This window comes from Rhizobium sp. M1 (assembly GCF_002531805.1).
GTDB classification, from domain to species: Bacteria; Pseudomonadota; Alphaproteobacteria; order Rhizobiales; family Rhizobiaceae; genus Rhizobium; species Rhizobium etli_C.
In genome coordinates this window covers 87,264-107,445 of record NZ_NWSW01000017.1, presented here as the reverse complement: position 1 = coordinate 107,445, position 20,182 = coordinate 87,264, and the positions used below count along the sequence as shown (strand labels likewise).

Below are 20,182 nucleotides of genomic sequence, written 5' to 3'. Positions count from 1 at the left end.
TTTAGCCGGGAGCCTGCTTGCGGTTGGCCGCCAAATCACTGCACATTGCGCTCCCCCGTCTCGACGATCCCCAGGATAAATGCCTTGCGCTACGCTCTCTATTTCTCGCCGCCGAAGGATGATCCCCTGACCGGCGCCGCCTCGCGCTGGCTCGGCCGCGATGCATTCACCGGCGAGGCCTATCCTGCGCCGGAGCATGAGACGCTCAGTGCGGCAGAGCAGTTCGAGCTGACCGCCGACCCGCGACGCTACGGTTTTCACGCCACGATCAAGGCGCCGTTTTCACTTGCCGCCTCCGTCACCGAGAAGGATCTCATGGCAGTTGTGGAGGAATTTGCCGCCAGTACGCCGGCCTTCGAGATTCCCGAGCTTGTGCTTGGCCAACTCGGCCGTTTTTTTGCCCTTGTTCCCGGTTCTCTTCATCAACCGCTTCAGGATTTCGCCGCGAAGGTGGTAAAATCCTTCGAGCCGTTTCGCGCCGCACTCTCCGAGGCCGACACCAACAGACGCAATCCGGAGAAGCTCAGCGACAGCCAGCGCGCCAATCTGCATCGCTGGGGTTATCCTTACGTCATGGAGGATTTCGGCTTTCACATGACGCTGAGCGGCCAGGTACCGGAGACGCGCGCCGCAGTGATGAAAGCGATCCTGGCCGAGCGTTTTGCCGGTTTCACCGGCCGGCCGCTCTCGATTTCCGGCCTTGCCGTCTTCACCGAAGAGACGCGCGGCGCCCCGTTCAAAGTCCATTCCTGGCTGCCGCTTACCGGCACCAAACGCTGAAAGATCAAAGGCTTATGAGCAAAGAGACCGTGTTTTCCAACGCCCGCATCGTTCTCGAGGACGATATCCTCCTCGGCTCGATGCTCATTCGTGATGGCAAGATCGCCGACATCTCCGAAGGCAATTCGGTAGCCGGCGAAGATTTCGAAGGCGACTTCATCATTCCCGGCCTCGTCGAGCTGCACACCGACCATCTAGAAGGCCATTACCAGCCGCGTCCCGGTATCCGTTGGAACAAGACGGCGGCGGTCCAGGCGCATGACGCCCAGATCGTCACATCGGGCATCACCACGGTCTTCGACTGCCTGCGCATGGGCGCGGATGAGGACGGCGGTTTCGAACATGGCGAGATGCGCGAGATGGCCGATGCCATCCAGGCGGCGGAGAAGGAAGGGCGGCTGCGCGCCGAACACTTGCTCCATCTGCGCTGCGAGGTTTCGGCCGACAATGTGCTCGAACATTTCGCCGATTTCGAAAACGATCCGCATGTGCGGCTCGTCTCGCTGATGGATCATGCGCCCGGCCAGCGGCAGTTCCAGACGATGGATCAGTACATTTTCTACTACCAGAAGAAGCGGGGCCTGAGCGACGAGGTCTTCGCTCGTTTCGTCGCCAAGCGCCAGGCGGAATCGGCGCGCAATTCGACGCCGCACCGCAACGCCATCGCTAAGGTCTGCGCCGAGCGCGGCATCACGGTCGCAAGCCATGACGACGCCACACTCGCCCATGTCGACGAGGCGATCGACAACGGCGTGCGGCTTGCCGAATTCCCGACCAGCTTCGATGCGGCCCGAGCCTCGCATGAGCACGGCATGAGCGTGCTGATGGGGGCGCCGAACATCGTGCGCGGCAAATCCCATTCCGGCAATATCGCCGCCCGCGACCTCGCCGAGATGGGCGTGCTTGACGTGCTGTCCTCCGATTACGTGCCGCTCAGCCTGCTGCATGCGCCCTTCATCCTCGCCGACGAGGTCGAGAGCATCACGCTGCCGAAGGCGATCGCGATGGTGACGTCGACGCCCGCCCGCACCGTCAGCCTCGACGATCGCGGCCGGATCGCAACCGGGCTGCGCGCCGATCTCGTCCGCGTCCACCGCTCGCATGGCGTGCCGGTGACACGCTCCGTCTGGCGCCAGGGACGCCGTGTCGCATGACGCCGCACGAACCCCACCCCGGAGCCGGAGCCGAGCGCGGCATCATGGTCGTCGTCGTCGGGCCGAGCGGCGCCGGCAAGGACACGCTGATGAACCTTGCCGCCCGGCATTTCGCCGGCCGCGCCGACATTCACTTCACTCGCCGCGTCATCACCCGCCACCGCGACGCCGGCGGCGAAGACCATCTTTCCGTCTCCCTCCAAGGCTTTACGGCGATGGAACAGTCGGGCTCCTTCGCCGTCTGGTGGGAGGCGCACGGCCTGAAATACGGTATTCCGGCCGAGGTCTCGGTGGCACTGTCCCGCGGCCATGTCGTCGTCGCCAATGGTTCGCGTTCGGCGCTTCACCGTTTCCAGGCCGCTTTCCCGCGGCTCAAGGTGATCAACGTCACCGCCCGCCCCGAAGTGCTTGCCAGCCGGCTGGAGGCGCGCGGGCGCGAGACGCATGAGGATATCATGGCGAGACTCGCCCGCGGGCCGCTGACGGTGCGCGGCGACTACGACGTGACGGAACTCGACAATAGCGGCTCGCTCGAAGAGGCCAAGCAGAAGATGGTCGCGATCCTCGACGGGCTGCTCACCGAGGTGCATTGACCGCAACAGAGAGGCAGGATGCGCGCCATCAAAGTCGTCGATTACGACCCATCCTGGCCGCAGCGCTTTGCCGAAATCAGCGCCGAGATCTCCGTCCTGCTCGGCGATGTCGTGCTGTCCATCGACCATATCGGTAGCACGTCGGTGCCTGGCCTAGCGGCCAAGCCGAAGATCGACCTCGATGTCGTCACCATCTCAGACGACGTTCTGCCGGCGGCTATCGACATCCTGCGCGCTGCCGATTTTGTCTTCCACGGCGACTTGGGAGAGAAACGCTGGGCCTTCACTCGAGATCACCAAGCCTATGGCTTCAAGCTCTATCTTTGCGACCCCGCCAACCTCGCGCATCGGCAGCGCATCCTGTTTCGCGACTATCTCAGGGATCATACCGACAGGGCCGAAGCTTATGCCGATCTCAAACGCCGGCTGGCCGCGGAGGCGGACGGCGACTGGGATTTTTATACCGGCGGGAAATCGGCCTTTGTCAACGAGACGATACGATTAGCCACGTTGAGAACGTGAGACCGAAGCGGCTGCGGCGCTCCGGCCGTCCCCGATCAGTCGCTGTCGCCTCGTCCCGATACGATCTCGCGCTTGCCGACGTGATTGGCCGGGCCGACGAGGCCTTCCTTTTCCATGCGTTCGACCAATGAGGCGGCGCGGTTATAGCCGATGCCGAGGCGGCGCTGGATGTAGGAGGTCGAGCACTTCTTGTCGCGCATGACGACCTTGACTGCCTGCTCGTAGAGCTCGTTGCCATCCTCGGAGGCCATGGCGCTCTTGTCGAAGACGGCGCCGGCCTCTTCCTCTTCGGGCTCTTCCTCTTCGTCGGCCGTGACGGTGTCGAGATATTCGGGGCGGCCCTGGGTCTTCAGATGGGCAACGACCTTTTCGACCTCGGCATCCGAGACGAAGGGACCGTGGACGCGGGAAATCCGCCCACCGCCCTGCATATGCAGCATATCGCCCTGACCGAGCAGCTGCTCGGCGCCCTGTTCGCCGAGGATGGTGCGGCTGTCGATCTTCGAGGTGACCTGGAAGGAAATGCGGGTCGGGAAGTTCGCCTTGATCGTGCCGGTGATGACATCGACCGACGGGCGCTGCGTCGCCATGATCAGATGAATGCCGGCCGCACGCGCCATCTGCGCCAGACGCTGGATCGCGCCTTCGATCTCCTTGCCGGCGACCATCATCAGGTCGGCCATTTCGTCGACAATGACGACGATATAGGGCATCGGCGCGAGATCCAGCTCCTGCTGCTCCTCGACCGGCGCACCGGTTCCCCTGTCGAAGCCAGTCTGGACCATGATATGGATGGTCTCGCCCTTTTCGCGCGCCTGGGAGACGCGGCCATTATAGCCGTCGATGTTGCGCACGCCGAGGCGCGACATCTTGCGATAACGCTCCTCCATCTCGCGCACCGCCCATTTCAGCGCCATGACCGCCTTCTTCGGGTCGGTGACGACGGGCGTCAGCAGATGCGGGATGCCGTCATAGACCGAGAGTTCGAGCATCTTCGGGTCGACCATGATCAGCCGGCACTGTTCCGGCGTCATGCGGTAGAGCAGCGACAGGATCATCGTGTTGATGGCGACCGACTTGCCCGAGCCGGTGGTGCCGGCGACGAGCAGATGCGGCATCTTCGCAAGCTCGGCGATGACAGGCTCGCCGCCAATGGTCTTGCCGAGGCCGAGCGCCAGCTTATAGCCGCTCTTGTCGAAATCCTGGCTCTCGATCATCTCGCGAAAATAGACGGTTTCACGGGTGACATTCGGCAGTTCGATGCCGATGACGTTGCGGCCGGGAACGACGGCGACGCGGGCCGAAAGCGCCGACATCGAGCGGGCGATATCGTCTGCAAGGCCGATGACGCGCGATGACTTCACGCCGGGCGCCGGCTCGAATTCATAGAGGGTGACGACGGGGCCGGGGCGGACATGAATGATCTCGCCCTTGACGCCGAAATCCTCGAGCACGCTTTCCAGAAGACCGGCATTCTGCTCCAGCGTCTCCTGCGACATGATCTCGCCAAGCCGTTCCGGCGGCTCCTGCAACAGGGCGCGCGGCGGGAATTCATAGCCTGACGCGTCGACCTTTTCCGGTCTTGCCATCAGGCGCGGCGACGGCAGGACGGCGGCGACCGGAGGCGTCGACCGAGGCGCCGGCGCCGCCTGGGGCAACGCTGTAGCCTGGGGCAACGGTGTCGCCTGAGGCATCGGAGTAGCCTGCGGCATTGGCGCGGTCTGGGGTGCCTGGGGCACGCCTCTCCGCGCCAGCACAATCGGCTCCGCAGCACGAACCGGCTTTTCGAGGGAGATCGCGGCCGGCGGCCGCGGAGCTGCCGATGCGGGGGTTGCGGCCGGCGGCTGGATCGGGCGCGATGCGGCGGGAGCCGGTTTCGGCGCGCCCGGACGCCATTCCATGACGCGGAACAGGGCAGTGATTGATTCGGGCGTGGTCTCGATCTTCGGGACAACGATCGAGGGTGTGCGGACCGGCTCGCCCTCTTCGAAGGCCATGACTTCCCAGAAGGCGAAATCGGAAATCGAAGACAGTTCGGAAGCAGCGCGCAAGGCAGGCGCCTCCGCCCGGCCGGAAGCCGGCGGCTGCGGCATCTCGATCATCGCAGCCGGCGCTGCGGCAAGCTCGCTCGGCTCCGGCAGATAGATGTCGAACGGCACATCGACGGCGACCGGTTCTATCCGGATCGCCTGCTGTTCGAGCTGCGGTTCGTCGCGAACGGGCTCGTTCGGCGGACGGCGCCGGCTGATCAGCGTTTCCGGGGTGCGCGTGAAGCGAACATTCGGCGCGAGCGAGAAGTTGCTCTGCCAGATCGGCGCCGCCGGCTTTTCACCGGGATTTTCCTCCGCAAGCTCCGTTTCAAGCCCGCTGGAAAAATCTGCGGCATCCGTCAAATTGGTTCTGGGAAAACGCATGCGTCCGCTACTCACTCATGCCTGACAAATTACGACCCTACCGGGATAGAAAAGGAAGGTTAATAAGTTCCTTCCAGCCGGATCGTTCCGATACAGCTCCCAGAGGCAAACCGTCGCTATTTCAATGAGTTGCGGGAAACGGAAAAATCTTTTCCGTTTTGGGGAGGCGCTTAATGCGCCTCATCCCAATTGGTAGCGGCGCGGGCATCGACGCGCAGCGGCACGCGCATTTCGAGCGCCGGCATGGTGGCGTTTTCCATGACCGAGACGATGATCGGCATCGCCTTTTCGACATCCTCATCCTCGACTTCGAAGATGAGTTCGTCGTGCACCTGCAAGAGCATGCGGACACGCTCGGCAAGACCGGCTTCAACAAGCGCCGGCTCCATCTTGATCATCGCCCGGCGGATGACGTCGGCGGCCGAGCCCTGGATCGGCGCGTTGATCGCGGCCCGCTCGTTGAAGGCGCGCACCGACGGATTGGACGAGCGGATTTCGGGATAGTTGATTCGCCGGCCGAAGATCGTCTCGACATAACCCTTGTCGCGCGCCATGGCCTTGCGGCTTTCCATATAGTCACGGATGCCGGGGAAACGCTCGAAATATTTCTTGATATAGTCGCCGGCTTCCGACCGCTCGATCGAAAGCTGATTGGCGAGCCCGAAGGCCGAGATGCCGTAGATGATGCCGAAATTGATCGCCTTGGCGCGGCGGCGCACCTCGCCCGGCATGCCTTCGACCGGCACGCCGAACATTTCCGACGCCGTCATCGCGTGAATATCGACGCCATCCTCGAAGGCCTTGGTCAGCTGCGGGATCTCGGCCACATGGGCAAGCACGCGCAGTTCGATCTGGCTGTAATCGGCGGAAATCAGCTTGTGGCCCGGTGTCGAGATGAAGGCGGTGCGGATCTTGCGGCCTTCGGCGGTGCGCACCGGAATGTTCTGCAGGTTCGGCTCGGAGGAAGACAGCCGACCTGTCGTCGTCGAGGCCAGCGAGTAGGAGGTGTGGACCCGCTTGGTCTCCGGATGCACATAGCCGGGAAGCGCATCGGTGTAGGTCGATTTCAGCTTGGTGAGCTGGCGCCAGTCGACGATCTTGCGCGGCAGCTCGAAACCGGCGGCGGCGAGATCCTCGAGCACCGAGGCGGAGGTCGACCATTGACCGGTCTTCGTCTTGCTGCCGCCGGCAAGACCCATCTTCCCGAACAGGATGTCGCCGAGCTGCTTCGGCGAGCCGATATTGAAACGCTCGCCGGCCAGCGTGTAGATCTCGTCCTCCAGCCGCGCCGCACCCTGGGCCAGTTCACCGGACAGGCGCGACAGGATCTGCCGGTCGACGGTGATGCCGCGCGCCTCCATGCGCGCCAGCACCGGCAATAGCGGCCGCTCCAACCGTTCATAAACGCTGGTCAGTCCGGCTGCCGCCAGCCGCGGCTTCAGCACCAGCCAGAGGCGCAGCGTCACGTCGGCGTCTTCGGCGGCATAATGGGTGGCGCGGTCGATATCGACCAGATCGAAGGTCACGTTCGCCCTGCCGCTGCCGGCCACGTCCTTGTAGGGGATCGGCGTATGGCCGAGGAATTTTTCCGAGAGCGGGTCCATGCCATGGGCGCCGGTGCCGGCGTCGAGCACGTAGGAGATCAGCATCGTGTCGTCGAAACTCTTCGTCTCGATGCCATAACGCTTCATCAGCAGATAGTCGTATTTCAGGTTCTGGGCGACCTTGAGAACCGCAGCGTCCTCCAGCAGCGCCTTCAGCCGCGGCAGGGCATCGCGCATCGGGACCTGATTTTCGGCAAGGCCGCCGCCGAGCAGATCGCCGACGCCGTTCTTGTGGGCAAGCGGCACATAGGCGGCGCGGATCTTCGTGCCGGTGGGGTCGGCGACATTGTCGGCGATCGCCATCGAGAAGCCGACAAGCTCGGCCTGCATGGCATCGAGCGACGTCGTCTCGGTATCGAAGGCCACGAGGCCGGTGTCGCGCGCATCGGCGATCCATCGGTCGAGCGTCGCCAGATCGCGGATCGTCACATAGGTGGAATGATCGAAGGGCAGCGTTGCGAAGGCCTCGGCCCGCGCCTTGGCAAGATCGGCGGGTGAAAAGGCGCCTTCGACGCCAGCCTTCGCACGCGGCGGCACGGGCACGGATGGCCCCGAGACGTCAGGGACGCCGCCGGCGACCGGTGCCGGCTCGGCCGCATCGAGATCGGGACCATGGGCGGCATCACCCCATTCGATGCGGACGACCGCCGGTTCGATGGCGCTTGCATCACAATCGCAGACTTCGGCGACCCGTCGCGTCAGCGTCGTGAATTCCATCGTCTTGAGAAAGCCGATCAGCTTCGGACCGTTCTGCGGCTCCAGCACCAGCGCGTCGAGATCGAGATCGAGCGGCACGTCGGTGCGCAGCCGCACGAGTTCGCGCGAGAGCTTGGCCATCTCGATATTGGCAAGGATCGTCTCGCGGCGCTTGACCTGCTTGATCTCGGTGGCGCGTTCGAGCAGCGTGTCGAGATCGCCGTATTCCTCAAGCAGCTGAGCGGCGGTTTTCGGGCCGATGCCGGGAATGCCGGGCACATTGTCGACGGAGTCGCCGGTCATCGCCTGCAGGTCGATCATCTTTTCCGGCGGCACGCCCCATTTCTCGACGACATCGGGAATGCCGATCTGCTTGTCCTTCATGCTGTCATACATGTGGACATTCGCTGTGACGAGCTGCATCAGATCCTTGTCGGAGGAAACAATGGTGACATCGGCCCCCGTCGCCTCGGCCTGGCGGGCATAGGTGGCGATGATGTCGTCGGCTTCGAAGCCTTCGGTTTCGATACAGGGCAGGTTGAAGGCGCGGGTTGCTTCGCGGATGAGCCCGAATTGCGGGATGAGCTCTTCGGGCGGTGCCGAACGGTTCGCCTTGTAGGCGTCGTAGAGATCCTTGCGGAACGTCTTGGCGGAATAATCGAAGATGACGGCAAGATGCGTCGGCGTCACCCCGACATCGGTATTGCGCGCATCCCTCAAAAGTTTCCACAGCATGTTGCAGAAACCGGAAACGGCGCCGACCGGCAGGCCGTCCGTTTTGCGCGTCAGCGGCGGCAATGCATGAAACGCCCGGAAGATGAAACCGGAACCGTCGACTAGGAAGAGGTGATCGCCTTTTTTCATGCGTGCATGGATAGCGCGGGCACGGAACGAGGTCCATATAAAGTTCGGCGCGCCAAGCGATTATGGGTCGGGTTCAAGGAAATATGCAGAAGGGATTCCTGCTCACCAAACTGTTACCGATTTGTAACGTGGCGTGACCCTTGAAAAACCACATTCGCAGTTCCAAATCCATGTCACCGGCGCTTGATCGCGCCGCGGGTCTGATTACCGGCTTGTCCCCCGCCGCATCAGGCTTGGACAAAGGCCTTATCCCCCTCTCCGGGCCTTTGTCCCCATTTTAAGGTCGCCATGGCCAACCTCCAGGTCATGGCGACTTTTGTTTTTCCGACCCTCGAAACGATGGGCGGAGCTTGCGTTTTTTTGGAGCGTCCTATGCGATTTGCTGCATTGTCTCCGGCATGGTTTTGAGCCTAACTTGCAATCATGGGATTTAACCGCATGGATTCGGGAGCTTACCTTGCCAGCCAGCTGGCGAAGGGTTTTGCCCGCTCGCTGCACCGGCGCGCGGTCGGGCTCGGTTTTTCCCCCGGTCAGTTTCCCATTCTGCTGGAACTGTGGGGCGAAGACGGCCTAACCCAGAAACAGCTGCTCGAGCGGGTCGATATCGAGCAGGCGACCATGGCCAATACGCTGTCGCGCATGGTCCGCGACGGGCTGATCGAACGCCGGCCGCATCCATCCGATAAGCGGGCGCAGCTGATCTTCCTGACGCCGAAGGCGCGTGCCATGGAAGCCGAGGCGATCGAAAGCGCGCGCGAGGCCGACCTCGCGCTCTTCAAGGGCTTTCGGACTTTCGAGCGCGAGCTGACGCTCGAATATATCCGCCGGCTGCTGGAAAACGCCAAGGCGCTCTGACCGGCATTACTCGCCGGCAAGACGGATGGGTCGCCGCCCCGCTATCGACAGATCGTCCGTTCGGGCTGTCGAGGACAGGAGGCTTTCGCGGGCAGCGAGCTTCATGCTCGGCTCGACATCCGGTCTGCCGAGCAAAAACCCCTGTACCTGCGCACAGCCTTCTTCGACGACGATCTGGCGCTGCGTCTCGGTTTCGACGCCCTCCGTCACGACAGGCATGCCGAGACTGTGACCGAGGCCGATGATTGCGCCCACGATCGAACGCGCCGCCGCGTCATGGTCCAGCATTCCGGTGAAGCTGCGGTCGACCTTGATCTTGTCGAAAGGAAAGGTTCGCAGGTTGGAGAGCGAGGAAAAACCGGTGCCGAAGTCGTCCATGACGATGTGAACACCCAGACTGCGCAGACGCTGCAGCGTGGCCATCACCCGGTCGCGATCACGGATGAGAGCGGCCTCGGTGATCTCGATTTCCAGCCGGCCGGGCGCAAGCCCCGTTTCCTTGAGGATCGCCTCGATCCGCTCGCATAGGTTTGGCAGCATGAACTGCACCGGCGAAACGTTGACGGCGATCCTCAGCGGATGCGGCCAGCGCGCGGCCTCCTTGCAGGCCTGCTGCAGCACCCACTCACCGAGCTGGACGATCGACCCGCTTTCCTCGGCGATCGGAATGAAGATATCCGGCTCGCTCAGGCCGTGGCCCGGCCGGTTCCAGCGCATCAGGGCCTCGTAACCGCTGATCTCGCCGCTCTGTGCATCGAGAACCGGCTGATAGCTGACATGGATCTGATTGCGGGTGATAGCGTGGCGCAGTTCGCTTTCGATCTGGCGGCGGGCTCGCGTGGCCTCGTCCATTTCCGCATTGAAGAAACAGGCCTTGCCGCGGCCGCCGTGCTTGACCCGATAGAGGGCGATATCGGCGTTGTTGCAGATCTCGTCTGCATCGCTTCCGTCGGTCGGATAAAGAGCGATGCCGAGGCTGACGCCGACGGCGGTCGGGTCGCGCGCCATATCCATCTCGGCGGCGAATTCGTCGAGGATCGCGGCTGCGAGCTTCTGCGCGGCCGCCGGTTGCTGTCCGGCGGACTGAATGATGGCAAATTCATCGCCGCCGAGACGGGCGATAGTATCGCGTTCATCGGCCACGCGACGCAGGATCGAGGCGACTTTGCAAAGAATGCGGTCGCCCTCGGCGTGGCCGAAAATATCGTTGACGGTCTTGAAGCGATCGAGATCGATATAGAAGAGGGCGACCTCGCTGTTCTTTCCCTTGGCCATCTGCAGCGCCTGGCGGATGCGCTTGTCGAACAACGACCGATTTGGAAGGTCGGTGAGAACATCGTGGTGGGCGAGGTGCTCGATCATCTCCTCGGCCTGCCTGCGCTCGGTGAGATCGCGCACCGCCAGCACGTCGCAGTTGTGCCCGCGATAGACGATCCTGCTGGTGTTCACTTCGACGGCGATCTCCCTGCCGTTCCTGGTGTTGAGTAGCGTCTCGCCCGGCCTGTTCTGTCCCTGGGTTAAGACAATGGAGGGCGCCTTGCCTAGGAGATCGGCAAGCTTCCAGCCGGAAAGCCCCTGAAAGCGTTCGTTGGCATCGATAATCCTGCCTTCCCGCAGGATCAGCAATCCTTCCTGCGACGCATTTGCGAGTCCCCTCAGATCCGTCAGGTGGCTTTCGATGAAGACCACGGCAATTGCGATCAGAATGAGAGCCGTGGCCGCCACCACGACGATCGCGGCCAGCAGGCTGGTATCCAGCACCGTTGCCGGAACCTCTTTGCCGGGATCCGGCACGAGTGTGATGCTGGCCATCGAAATGAAGTGGAGTGCGCAGATTGCAAGGACGAAGGTGACCGATGAGGCGAGGAGCCGTCTCAGTCCCTTCAAGTGGAAGAAGGCGTGGAAGGCGATGCTCGACAACAGCACCCCCGCGAGTACCGCACTCAACGTCATGTACGGATCGTAGAGGATAACCGCCTGCGTCTCGATCGCCTGCATGCCGGTCAGGTGCATCGTGGCGATGCCGAGCGCCATCAGAACGCCGCCTTGGATGCACGAAAACCTGCCCCGGCCCTGCGAAGCGACGAGGATTGCCGCCCACGAGCCGACCACCGACAAGAGGAAGGAAAGCGCCGTCAGGCCCAGCTGGTAGGTGATCGGCATGCCGCCGTCATAGGCCAGCATCGCGATGAAATGGGTTGCCCATACGCCGGTGCCGAAGGCGAAAGCCGACGCGCCGATCCAAAGCTTGCGGCGTCCGGCATCGCATTCCTGCGCGCGCGAAAGCGGCAGCATCGCTGCCATTGCGCCGATCAGGCAGACCACGGCCGCCGCGAGCACCAGCCGCCAATCGTGATTGTCGCGAATACAAGTAATGACCGAAAACATCTCGCCCCTCGTACAGCTGAATTCGGTCAAGCTAATTTGGTTGTACTAAATAACCGTAAATTGAATTAGGATGTTCTTCTATACTATCTCACAAATCTTCCCGACGCGGGGCCAGATCTGGTCACTTTCGCCACCCCCACTTTTGCTTTTTCCGCCTCGCCTGCCCTGCTGGTTTGGTCTATCGTCCGGCCGAATTTCAAAAGGGAGTCGAAAATGACGGATGTACAACAGGTGCTTGCACGCGCGGATCAGAACCTTTCCTCGAGTCTCGAAAAGCTGTTCGAGCTTCTGCGCATCCAGTCGATTTCCACCGATCCCGCCTTCAAGGCGGAATGCCGGAAGGCCGCCGAATGGCTGGTCGCCTATCTCCAGGGAATCGGCTTTTCCGCTTCGGTGCGTGACACGCCCGGCCATCCGATGGTGGTCGCCCACCATGCCGGGGCCTCCGCCGATGCGCCGCATGTTCTGTTCTACGGCCATTACGACGTGCAGCCGGTCGATCCGATCGAGCTCTGGGAAAACGATCCGTTCGAGCCGTCGATCAAGGATATCGGCGAGGGCCGCAAGATCCTGACCGGCCGCGGCACATCGGACGACAAGGGCCAGCTGATGACCTTCGTCGAAGCCTGCCGCGCCTATAAGGAAATCAACGGCGCGCTTCCCTGCCGCATCACCATTCTGTTCGAGGGCGAGGAAGAATCGGGCTCGCCGTCGCTGAAACCTTTCCTCGAAGCCAATGCCGCCGAGCTGAAGGCCGATTATGCGCTTGTCTGCGATACCGGCATGTGGGACCGCGACACGCCGGCCATCGCCGCGGCGCTGCGCGGCCTCGTCGGCGAGGAGGTGGTCGTCACCGCCGCCGACCGCGATCTGCATTCCGGTCTGTTCGGCGGCGCGGCGGCAAATCCGATCCATATTCTCGTCGAGACGCTTGCCGGCCTGCACGACGAGACCGGCCGCATCACGCTCGATGGTTTCTATGACGGCGTCGAGGAGACGCCCGACAACATCAAGGCGTCATGGGAAACGCTCGGCAAGAGCGCGGAAAAATTCCTCGGCGAAGTCGGCCTGTCCATTCCCTCCGGCGAGAAGGGCCGCTCGGTGCTGGAACTGACCTGGGCGCGGCCGACCGCCGAAGTCAACGGCATCTGGGGCGGATATACCGGTGAAGGCTTCAAGACGGTGATCGCCGCCAAGGCCTCGGCGAAGGTTTCGTTCCGGCTCGTCGGCACCCAGGATCCGACCGCCATCCGCGAGGCTTTCCGCAGCTATGTCAGGTCGAAAATTCCGGCCGACTGCTCGGTCGAATTCCATCCGCATGGCGGCTCGCCGGCGATTCATCTCTCCTATGACTCGCCTCTGCTGACCAAGGCAAAGACGGCGCTTTCCGACGAATGGCCGAAACCCGCCATCGTCATCGGCATGGGCGGCTCGATCCCGATCGTCGGCGACTTCCAGAAGATGCTCGGCATGGAATCGCTGCTCGTCGGCTTCGGCCTCAGCGACGACCGCATCCATTCGCCGAACGAAAAATACGAGCTTGTCTCCTATCACAAGGGCATCCGCTCCTGGGTGCGGATTCTTCAGGCCCTTGCCGCCTGAGAGAGGCTGGCGCGTCCCACGCTGCACGAAAAATCGCGACAACAAAAAGGCCGGTTCAAACCGGCCTTTCGTCATCCGCGCGTCTCAGTGCCAGTTCATCCGTGGTCAAGGAGAAGGCGGTATTGCAAGGAGACTGCCTTCGAAAGGTTAACGAGCGGTTAACGACACTTGCACAAGCGTCTGCGGCATCGAGAACGCCACATCGCATCACAAAACCCCCCTCGTTCAAGCTGCGTTCATCGCGACCTCGGTATAAACCTTTGAAAGACAAGGAAAATGGCGACGCCCTAACAAATGCCGGCGATCGCTCTATCTTTGCGCATATGGCATATGCCTCAAGGAAACGCAGCCAAGCGCTGCTGAAAACACGCCAACCAGGAGTGAGAAGCGTGAAAAACCTCATCGTCAAGATCGCCGCGGCCGCGCTGTTTGTGCTGGCTCCGGCAATAGCACAGGCCGCCGAGGGTTACTCGACGGCGAATGTCAACATGCGTGCGGGACCAAGCACGCGCTATCCCGCCGTCGCAGTCATCCCCGCTGGCTCTTCCGTCGAAATCCGCGGATGTCTTTCCAACGTCAACTGGTGCGACGTCGAATTCTACGGCGGCCGCGGCTGGGTTTCCGGCCAGTATGTGCAGGCCGTCTACCAGCAACGCCGTGTCTATGTCGGTCCGCAATATTACCGTCCGCTGGGCATTCCGATGGTTACCTTCAGCGTCGGCAATTATTGGGACCGCTACTACCGCGGCCGCGCTTTCTATCGCGAGCGTGACCGCTGGAGCCGCGGCCCGGACTACTATTACCGCGACCGCGACTACCGGGATCGGGATTACCGGCCGCGCGAATATCGGGATCGGGATTACCAGGTCCGCGAATACCGGGATCGTGACCGGGACCGGCGCGACGAGGACCGCAGGGAGGAACGCCGCAGAGAGGTCCGCAGGGATGACGACAACAGGAGTTCGAATTTCCGTGATCTGCCGCAGTTCAGGGGCGGGAAGGCCGATACCTACAACCGCCCGGATCCCAGGGCTTCGCCCTTTGTCTGCCGCCCGGGCGATCCGTCCTGCGACAACTGAAATATCGAGGGTGGCAGCAATGCCGCCCTTTCTGCATGGACGGGTTCAATGCGACAGCAGTGCCAGAAAAAGCCCGGCGCTCCTTGGGGGGATGCACCGGGCCTGATGTCGATCGGCGCGCGTTGAGGGGAGACGGCCGATCATAGGGCGGGACGTGAGGGGGTGTCCCGCTTCTCAATAAACAATCGTCGAGCCTATTGGTTCCGCCCCGCGCATAATTCCTTAAATCAGAAATCGCATTTGATCGATGCAACGTGTCTCTGCTCACGCAGGTGGCCGCGAAGGGCGATCCGCAACGGGCCCGATCTCCCGGCCTCAGCGGGCGTAACGAAGGGCGGCGGCGGGAAGCCTTGGTCCGCGCGAGGTCACCGACAATTTGCTGTGAGTGCAGCGTGTCGCTCTTGTTTTGCCGGGTTGCTTATAGCAATTTGCGGTATTGCGGATCGATCTTGATCCGTTCGAGGCTGGAACCCTGATGACGCAAGACCACCTGGCTTTCTTCGGGCTGTTCGGACCTCGGGCGACCGCCACGGACGTTACCCTCTGGCATAAATACAACCCCATCCTTCCTGTCCGCCTGACTGATGGGGCAAGCCTCAACCCTTCAGGCCAGATCTGGCGCCGCTTTCATCTGGGCGAGTGGGAATATAAGCAGGATCCGGAAACGCCCGACGATTACGAAGCCCGCCAATATTGAAGAGACGATTTAACGCGAGGCAGCGCGGCGCCGTCGTTTGCCGCCCTTTAACATCCCGTTAAATCGCCGCAATTACAGTTCAACCGGATGATCGCGTCGCCCGCTGCGTCGTTCCTTGAACCGGAATCGGTTGAAGGCAAAATCACGCAGCCCTTCAAAGTGCTACAGCGTTCTTTGCGCGTCCGGAAGGACACGCGGCGCTGCAGGGGCGCCGTTATGCGAAGCGGGCTTCGCGATCGAACAGGGGATGCGACCGGTCGACGATGGCAGGCAGAGGCAGATCAAGCGACAGAATAGAACCGTCCTTCAGCGGCCGTCCGGCCCGCGACGACGACGAATTTTCGCTCGATGCCGATGACCGCGTCGTCGGCAGCAGATCGGCGCGGCGCGGCGGTTCCAGGCCCCCGCCGCAGCGGGCCGCCCGCCAGCGGCGGCGCGAACCGCGCGAGCGTGAAGGCGGCGGCTTTTTCGGCTTTATGCGCCGTGTGGTCTATTGGTGCGTCGTGCTTTTCATCTGGGCCGGCATCGGCGTTGCCGGGCTTGTGGTCTATTATGGTTCGCGCATGCCGAGCGCCAGCACATGGGCGATTCCCGAGCGGCCGCCGAACGTCAAGATCACCGCCGTCGACGGCAGTGTCATTGCCAATCGCGGCGCCACCGGCGGTGAGGCGCTATCGCTCGAAAACATGTCGCCCTATATTCCCGAGGCCGTCATCGCCATCGAAGACCGGCGTTTTTATTCGCATTTCGGCGTCGATCCGCTCGGCCTCGGCCGGGCGATCGTCACCAATTTGACGGCCGGCCACATGGTCCAGGGCGGCTCGACGCTGACGCAGCAGCTTGCCAAGAACCTCTTCCTCTCTCCCGAGAGAACGCTGGAACGCAAGGTGCAGGAGGTACTGCTCGCCCTCTGGCTGGAGCAGAAATACACCAAGGACCAGATCCTTGCGATGTATCTCAACCGGGTGTTCTTCGGATCGAACGCCTATGGCGTCGAAGCGGCGTCGCGCCGCTACTTCAGCAAGTCGGCGCGCGACGTGAACCTCGGCGAGGCCGCGGTGCTGGCCGGGCTGCTCAAGGCGCCGTCGCGGCTTTCGCCGGCCCGCGACGCGGACGCTGCGAATGCGCGCGCCCAGCTCGTGCTCGCGGCGATGCGCGAACAGGGTTTCATCACCGATTCCGAGGTCAAGACCGCGATGTCGCAGACCCCGGCTTCGGCCAAGAGCTACTGGTCGGGCGCCGGGCATTATGTCGCCGACATGGTGATGGACGAGCTGCCGGGCCTGATCGGCGACGTCAAGGAGGACGTCATCGTCGATACGACCATCGACAAGTCACTGGAAAAAAAGGCCGAGCAATCACTGGTCGATGTGCTCGACAAGGAAGGCGACAAGCTCGACGCCTCACAGGCGGCCCTCGTCTCGATCGACGGCACCGGCGCAATCCGGGCGCTGGTCGGCGGCAGGGACTATGCAACGAGCCAGTTCAACCGCGCCGTCAAGGCCAAACGCCAGCCGGGCTCCTCGTTCAAGCCTTTCGTCTATGCCGCAGCGCTGGAAAAGGGGCTGACGCCCTTTTCGGTGTTCAATGACGCGCCGATCCGCATCGGTGACTGGACGCCGGAGAATTACGAGAAGAAATACAATGGCGAAGTGACGCTCGCCACTGCGCTTTCCAAGTCGCTGAACACGGTTGCCGCGCAGCTGGTGATGTATGACGGGCCCGACCAGGTGATCAAGCTTGCCCACCGGCTCGGCATCGAAAGCGAGCTGCAGCCGAACGCCTCGATTGCGCTCGGCACGTCGGAAGTGTCGCTGATGGAACTCACCGCCTCCTATGCCGCCTTCATGAACGGCGGCTACAAGGCGACGCCGCACGTCATCCGCCGGGTGACGACTGCCGAAGGCAAGGTTCTCTACGAAAATACCTATGACAGCCCGCCGCGCGTGCTCTCCGAGCAGATCGCCGCCGAAATGGATACGATGATGATGGGCGTCATCGAAAACGGCACCGGCAAGAGCGCCAAGATCCCCGGCTGGCAGGCGGCGGGAAAGACCGGCACGACGCAGAATTCACGCGACGCGCTGTTCGTCGGCTTTACCAGCAATCTCACGACAGGCGTCTGGTTCGGCAATGACGACGGCAAGCCGATGAAGAAGGTGACCGGCGGCGGCCTGCCGGCCAAGGCCTGGAAGGAATTCATGATCGCCGCCCACAAGGGTCTTTCGCCGGCGCCGCTCTTCGGCAACGGCCAGCTGATCGGCGATCAGAACAGCGGCCAGCCGATGGCGCAGGCAGCACCGGATGGCGGGCAGCCGGTCACGGCCGAAGCGCCGCCATCGACGACGATCGGCGGCATCATTTCCGGTGTCTTCGGTGGTGACGAAAATGCCAACCGCTATCCGCAGGCGCCCGTCCGGCAGCAAACCGCGCCGTCAGGAAACGGTCCGGTTCCACCTGCCGCCGTTGCCGAAGGCGGGTCCGACTATGGAAACGTCGTGCCGCCCGGCGATGTCGGGACGCCGCAGACGACCTCTTCGGTGCAGCCGCGGCGCACGACGCTGCTCGATCTGATCATGGGCCAGTGAGATTTTTGCAGCGCGCCCGGCACAGGCCCGATCCGCAAAACGCATCGCGACCTTTCCGATTCGCCTGCGATGTTCAGCGTCTTTGCCTGTTGCATGTCTCTGCCGTAAAACCGCCGCCCGCCATTGCAGAACATGCGCGGAAATCAGCCGCCCTCCTGCTATGGGCAGAGCTCTTTCCCGGCTACCGTCAAAATTGGAGGCAACACATTCGTTTTGCTGGATTCCGGGCGATTTCCCGCCTTGCAGTCCAGAAAACCGCTCCTTATATACGCCGCATCACCGCAATCACGATTGCGTAATCTTAAGTAGACCCATCCCGTAAGGGGCTGTCAGGGAAATGCCTTCTGGGGGTTCCGACAGCTTGCTTCAAGGAGAGAATGACATGGCAAAAGTAATTGGTATCGACCTTGGAACGACGAATTCCTGCGTCGCAGTCATGGACGGCAAGGACGCGAAGGTCATCGAGAATGCGGAAGGTGCGCGCACGACCCCTTCCATGGTGGCTTTTTCCGATGACGGCGAGCGCCTCGTCGGCCAGCCGGCCAAGCGCCAGGCGGTCACCAACCCGACGAACACGCTCTTTGCTGTCAAGCGCCTGATCGGCCGCCGCTACGAAGATCCGACCGTCGAGAAGGACAAGCATCTCGTTCCCTTCAGCATCGTCAAGGGCGACAATGGCGACGCCTGGGTCGAAGCCAATGGCAAGGGCTACTCACCCGCACAGATTTCCGCGATGATCCTTCAGAAGATGAAGGAAACCGCCGAATCCTATCTCGGCGAAAAGGTCGAGAAGGCGGTCATCACCGTTCCGGCCTATTTCAACGACGCGCAGCGCCAGGCAACCAAGGATGCCGGCAAGATCGCCGGCCTTGAAGTGTTGCGCATCATCAACGAGCCGACCGCTGCCGCTCTCGCCTACGGCCTCGACAAAAAAGAAGGCAAGACGATCGCCGTCTACGACCTTGGCGGCGGCACCTTCGATATTTCGATCCTCGAGATCGGCGACGGCGTCTTCGAAGTGAAGTCCACCAACGGCGATACCTTCCTCGGCGGTGAAGACTTCGACATGCGTCTCGTCGAATATCTCGTTGCCGAGTTCAAGAAGGACAACGGCATCGACCTGAAGAACGACAAGCTTGCCCTGCAGCGCCTCAAGGAAGCCGCGGAAAAGGCCAAGATCGAGCTGTCCTCCTCGCAGCAGACCGAAATCAACCTGCCGTTCATCACGGCCGACGCCTCCGGCCCGAAGCACCTGACGCTGAAGCTGACCCGTGCCAAGCTCGAAAGCCTGGTCGACGATCTCGTTCAGCGCACGATCGCGCCCTGCAAGGCCGCTCTCAAGGACGCCGGCGTCACCGCTGCCGAAATCGACGAAGTCGTTCTCGTCGGCGGCATGAGCCGCATGCCGAAGGTGCAGGAAGTCGTCAAGCAGCTGTTCGGCAAGGAGCCGCACAAGGGCGTCAACCCGGATGAAGTCGTCGCTCTCGGCGCCGCCATCCAGGCCGGCGTTCTCCAGGGCGACGTCAAGGACGTCCTGCTCCTCGACGTCACGCCGCTGTCGCTCGGCATCGAAACGCTCGGTGGCGTCTTCACCCGCCTGATCGAGCGCAACACGACGATCCCGACGAAGAAGAGCCAGACCTTCTCGACCGCCGAAGACAACCAGCAGGCCGTCACCATCCGCGTTTCGCAGGGCGAGCGCGAAATGGCTGCCGACAACAAGCTGCTCGGCCAGTTCGACCTCGTCGGCCTGCCGCCGTCGCCGCGCGGCGTACCGCAGATCGAAGTGACCTTCGACATCGACGCCAACGGCATCGTCCAGGTTTCGGCCAAGGACAAGGGCACCGGCAAGGAACAGCAGATCCGCATCCAGGCCTCCGGCGGCCTCTCCGACGCCGACATCGAAAAGATGGTCAAGGATGCCGAGTCGCATGCGGCCGAAGACAAGAAGCGCCGCGAGGCCGTGGAAGCCAAGAACCAGGCCGAAAGCCTGATCCACTCGACGGAAAAGTCGCTGAAGGATTACGGCGACAAGGTCTCCGAAACCGACCGCACCGCGATTTCGGATGCGATCGCCGCGCTGAAGACGGCATCGGAAGCCTCCGAACCGGATGCTGACGACATCAAGGCCAAGACCCAGACGCTGATGGAAGTTTCCATGAAGCTCGGCCAGGCGATTTATGAAGCACAGCAGGCCGAAGGCGGCGCTGCTGCCGATGCCTCCGCGGAAGGCGGCGACAATGTCGTTGACGCCGACTACGAGGAAATCAAGGACGACGACCGCAAGAAGTCCGCGTAATCCGCGGCGGCGTGGTAATGCTTCAACACCTGATCCGGCTGCTCACC

General features: G+C 62.4%; 13 protein-coding genes. 10 read left to right on the top strand and 3 right to left on the bottom strand.

What is annotated here, in order from left to right; translation table 11 throughout:
- The first annotated feature begins 84 nt into the window (after positions 1-84).
- The 4 genes from CO655_RS17995 to CO655_RS17980 are packed head-to-tail and all read left to right on the top strand — an operon-like array spanning position 85 to position 3,049.
- Positions 85-780, top strand: a complete 696-nt coding sequence (locus CO655_RS17995; protein WP_097665734.1) for a DUF1045 domain-containing protein — start codon at positions 85-87, stop codon at positions 778-780.
- Between the two features lie 14 nt (positions 781-794).
- Positions 795-1,934, top strand: coding sequence for an alpha-D-ribose 1-methylphosphonate 5-triphosphate diphosphatase (locus CO655_RS17990; RefSeq protein WP_097665732.1), 1,140 nt, complete (start codon positions 795-797; stop codon positions 1,932-1,934).
- On the top strand, positions 1,931-2,527 hold the full coding sequence (gene phnN / locus CO655_RS17985) for a phosphonate metabolism protein/1,5-bisphosphokinase (PRPP-forming) PhnN (RefSeq protein ID WP_097665730.1): 597 nt from the start codon (positions 1,931-1,933) through the stop codon (positions 2,525-2,527). Before CO655_RS17990 ends, phnN begins: the two co-directional genes overlap by 4 nt.
- 18 nt (positions 2,528-2,545) lie before the next feature.
- Positions 2,546-3,049, top strand: a complete 504-nt coding sequence (locus CO655_RS17980) for a GrpB family protein (protein WP_097608100.1) — start codon at positions 2,546-2,548, stop codon at positions 3,047-3,049.
- A gap of 35 nt (positions 3,050-3,084) precedes the next feature.
- Here CO655_RS17980 and CO655_RS17975 read toward each other — a convergent pair whose 3' ends face one another.
- Both CO655_RS17975 and polA read right to left on the bottom strand, forming a co-directional pair.
- On the bottom strand, positions 3,085-5,463 hold the full coding sequence (locus CO655_RS17975) for a DNA translocase FtsK (protein WP_097665728.1): 2,379 nt from the start codon (positions 5,461-5,463) through the stop codon (positions 3,085-3,087).
- Between the two features lie 170 nt (positions 5,464-5,633).
- Positions 5,634-8,627, bottom strand: coding sequence for a DNA polymerase I (polA, locus tag CO655_RS17970; RefSeq protein ID WP_097665726.1), 2,994 nt, complete (start codon positions 8,625-8,627; stop codon positions 5,634-5,636).
- Between the two features lie 438 nt (positions 8,628-9,065).
- Here polA and CO655_RS17965 point away from each other — a divergent pair, with 438 nt between their 5' ends.
- Entirely contained in the window at positions 9,066-9,482 is a 417-nt protein-coding gene (locus CO655_RS17965) for a MarR family transcriptional regulator (protein ID WP_004674042.1), read from the top strand.
- A 6-nt stretch (positions 9,483-9,488) separates the two neighbouring features.
- Here the strand turns inward: CO655_RS17965 and CO655_RS17960 are convergent, their stop codons facing one another.
- Positions 9,489-11,870: an EAL domain-containing protein gene (locus CO655_RS17960; protein WP_097665724.1), complete on the bottom strand. Its 2,382-nt coding sequence runs from the start codon at positions 11,868-11,870 to the stop codon at positions 9,489-9,491.
- A 213-nt stretch (positions 11,871-12,083) separates the two neighbouring features.
- Here CO655_RS17960 and CO655_RS17955 point away from each other — a divergent pair, with 213 nt between their 5' ends.
- From CO655_RS17955 to dnaK, 5 genes are all read left to right on the top strand, one after another.
- On the top strand, positions 12,084-13,472 hold the full coding sequence (locus tag CO655_RS17955; protein ID WP_097608096.1) for a dipeptidase: 1,389 nt from the start codon (positions 12,084-12,086) through the stop codon (positions 13,470-13,472).
- A gap of 389 nt (positions 13,473-13,861) precedes the next feature.
- The gene (locus tag CO655_RS17950) at positions 13,862-14,551 is read left to right on the top strand and encodes an SH3 domain-containing protein (protein ID WP_097665722.1); all 690 of its coding nucleotides are present in this window, start codon (positions 13,862-13,864) and stop codon (positions 14,549-14,551) included.
- A gap of 475 nt (positions 14,552-15,026) precedes the next feature.
- A complete protein-coding gene (locus tag CO655_RS17945; protein ID WP_097608155.1) occupies positions 15,027-15,248 on the top strand; it encodes a hypothetical protein in 222 nt (73 codons plus the stop codon).
- A 263-nt stretch (positions 15,249-15,511) separates the two neighbouring features.
- Positions 15,512-17,836, top strand: a complete 2,325-nt coding sequence (locus CO655_RS17940; protein ID WP_097665720.1) for a transglycosylase domain-containing protein — start codon at positions 15,512-15,514, stop codon at positions 17,834-17,836.
- A gap of 382 nt (positions 17,837-18,218) precedes the next feature.
- Complete coding sequence (gene dnaK / locus CO655_RS17935; RefSeq protein WP_097581291.1) at positions 18,219-20,135, top strand: molecular chaperone DnaK; 1,917 nt, start codon at positions 18,219-18,221, stop codon at positions 20,133-20,135.
- The last annotated feature ends 47 nt before the right edge of the window (positions 20,136-20,182 follow it).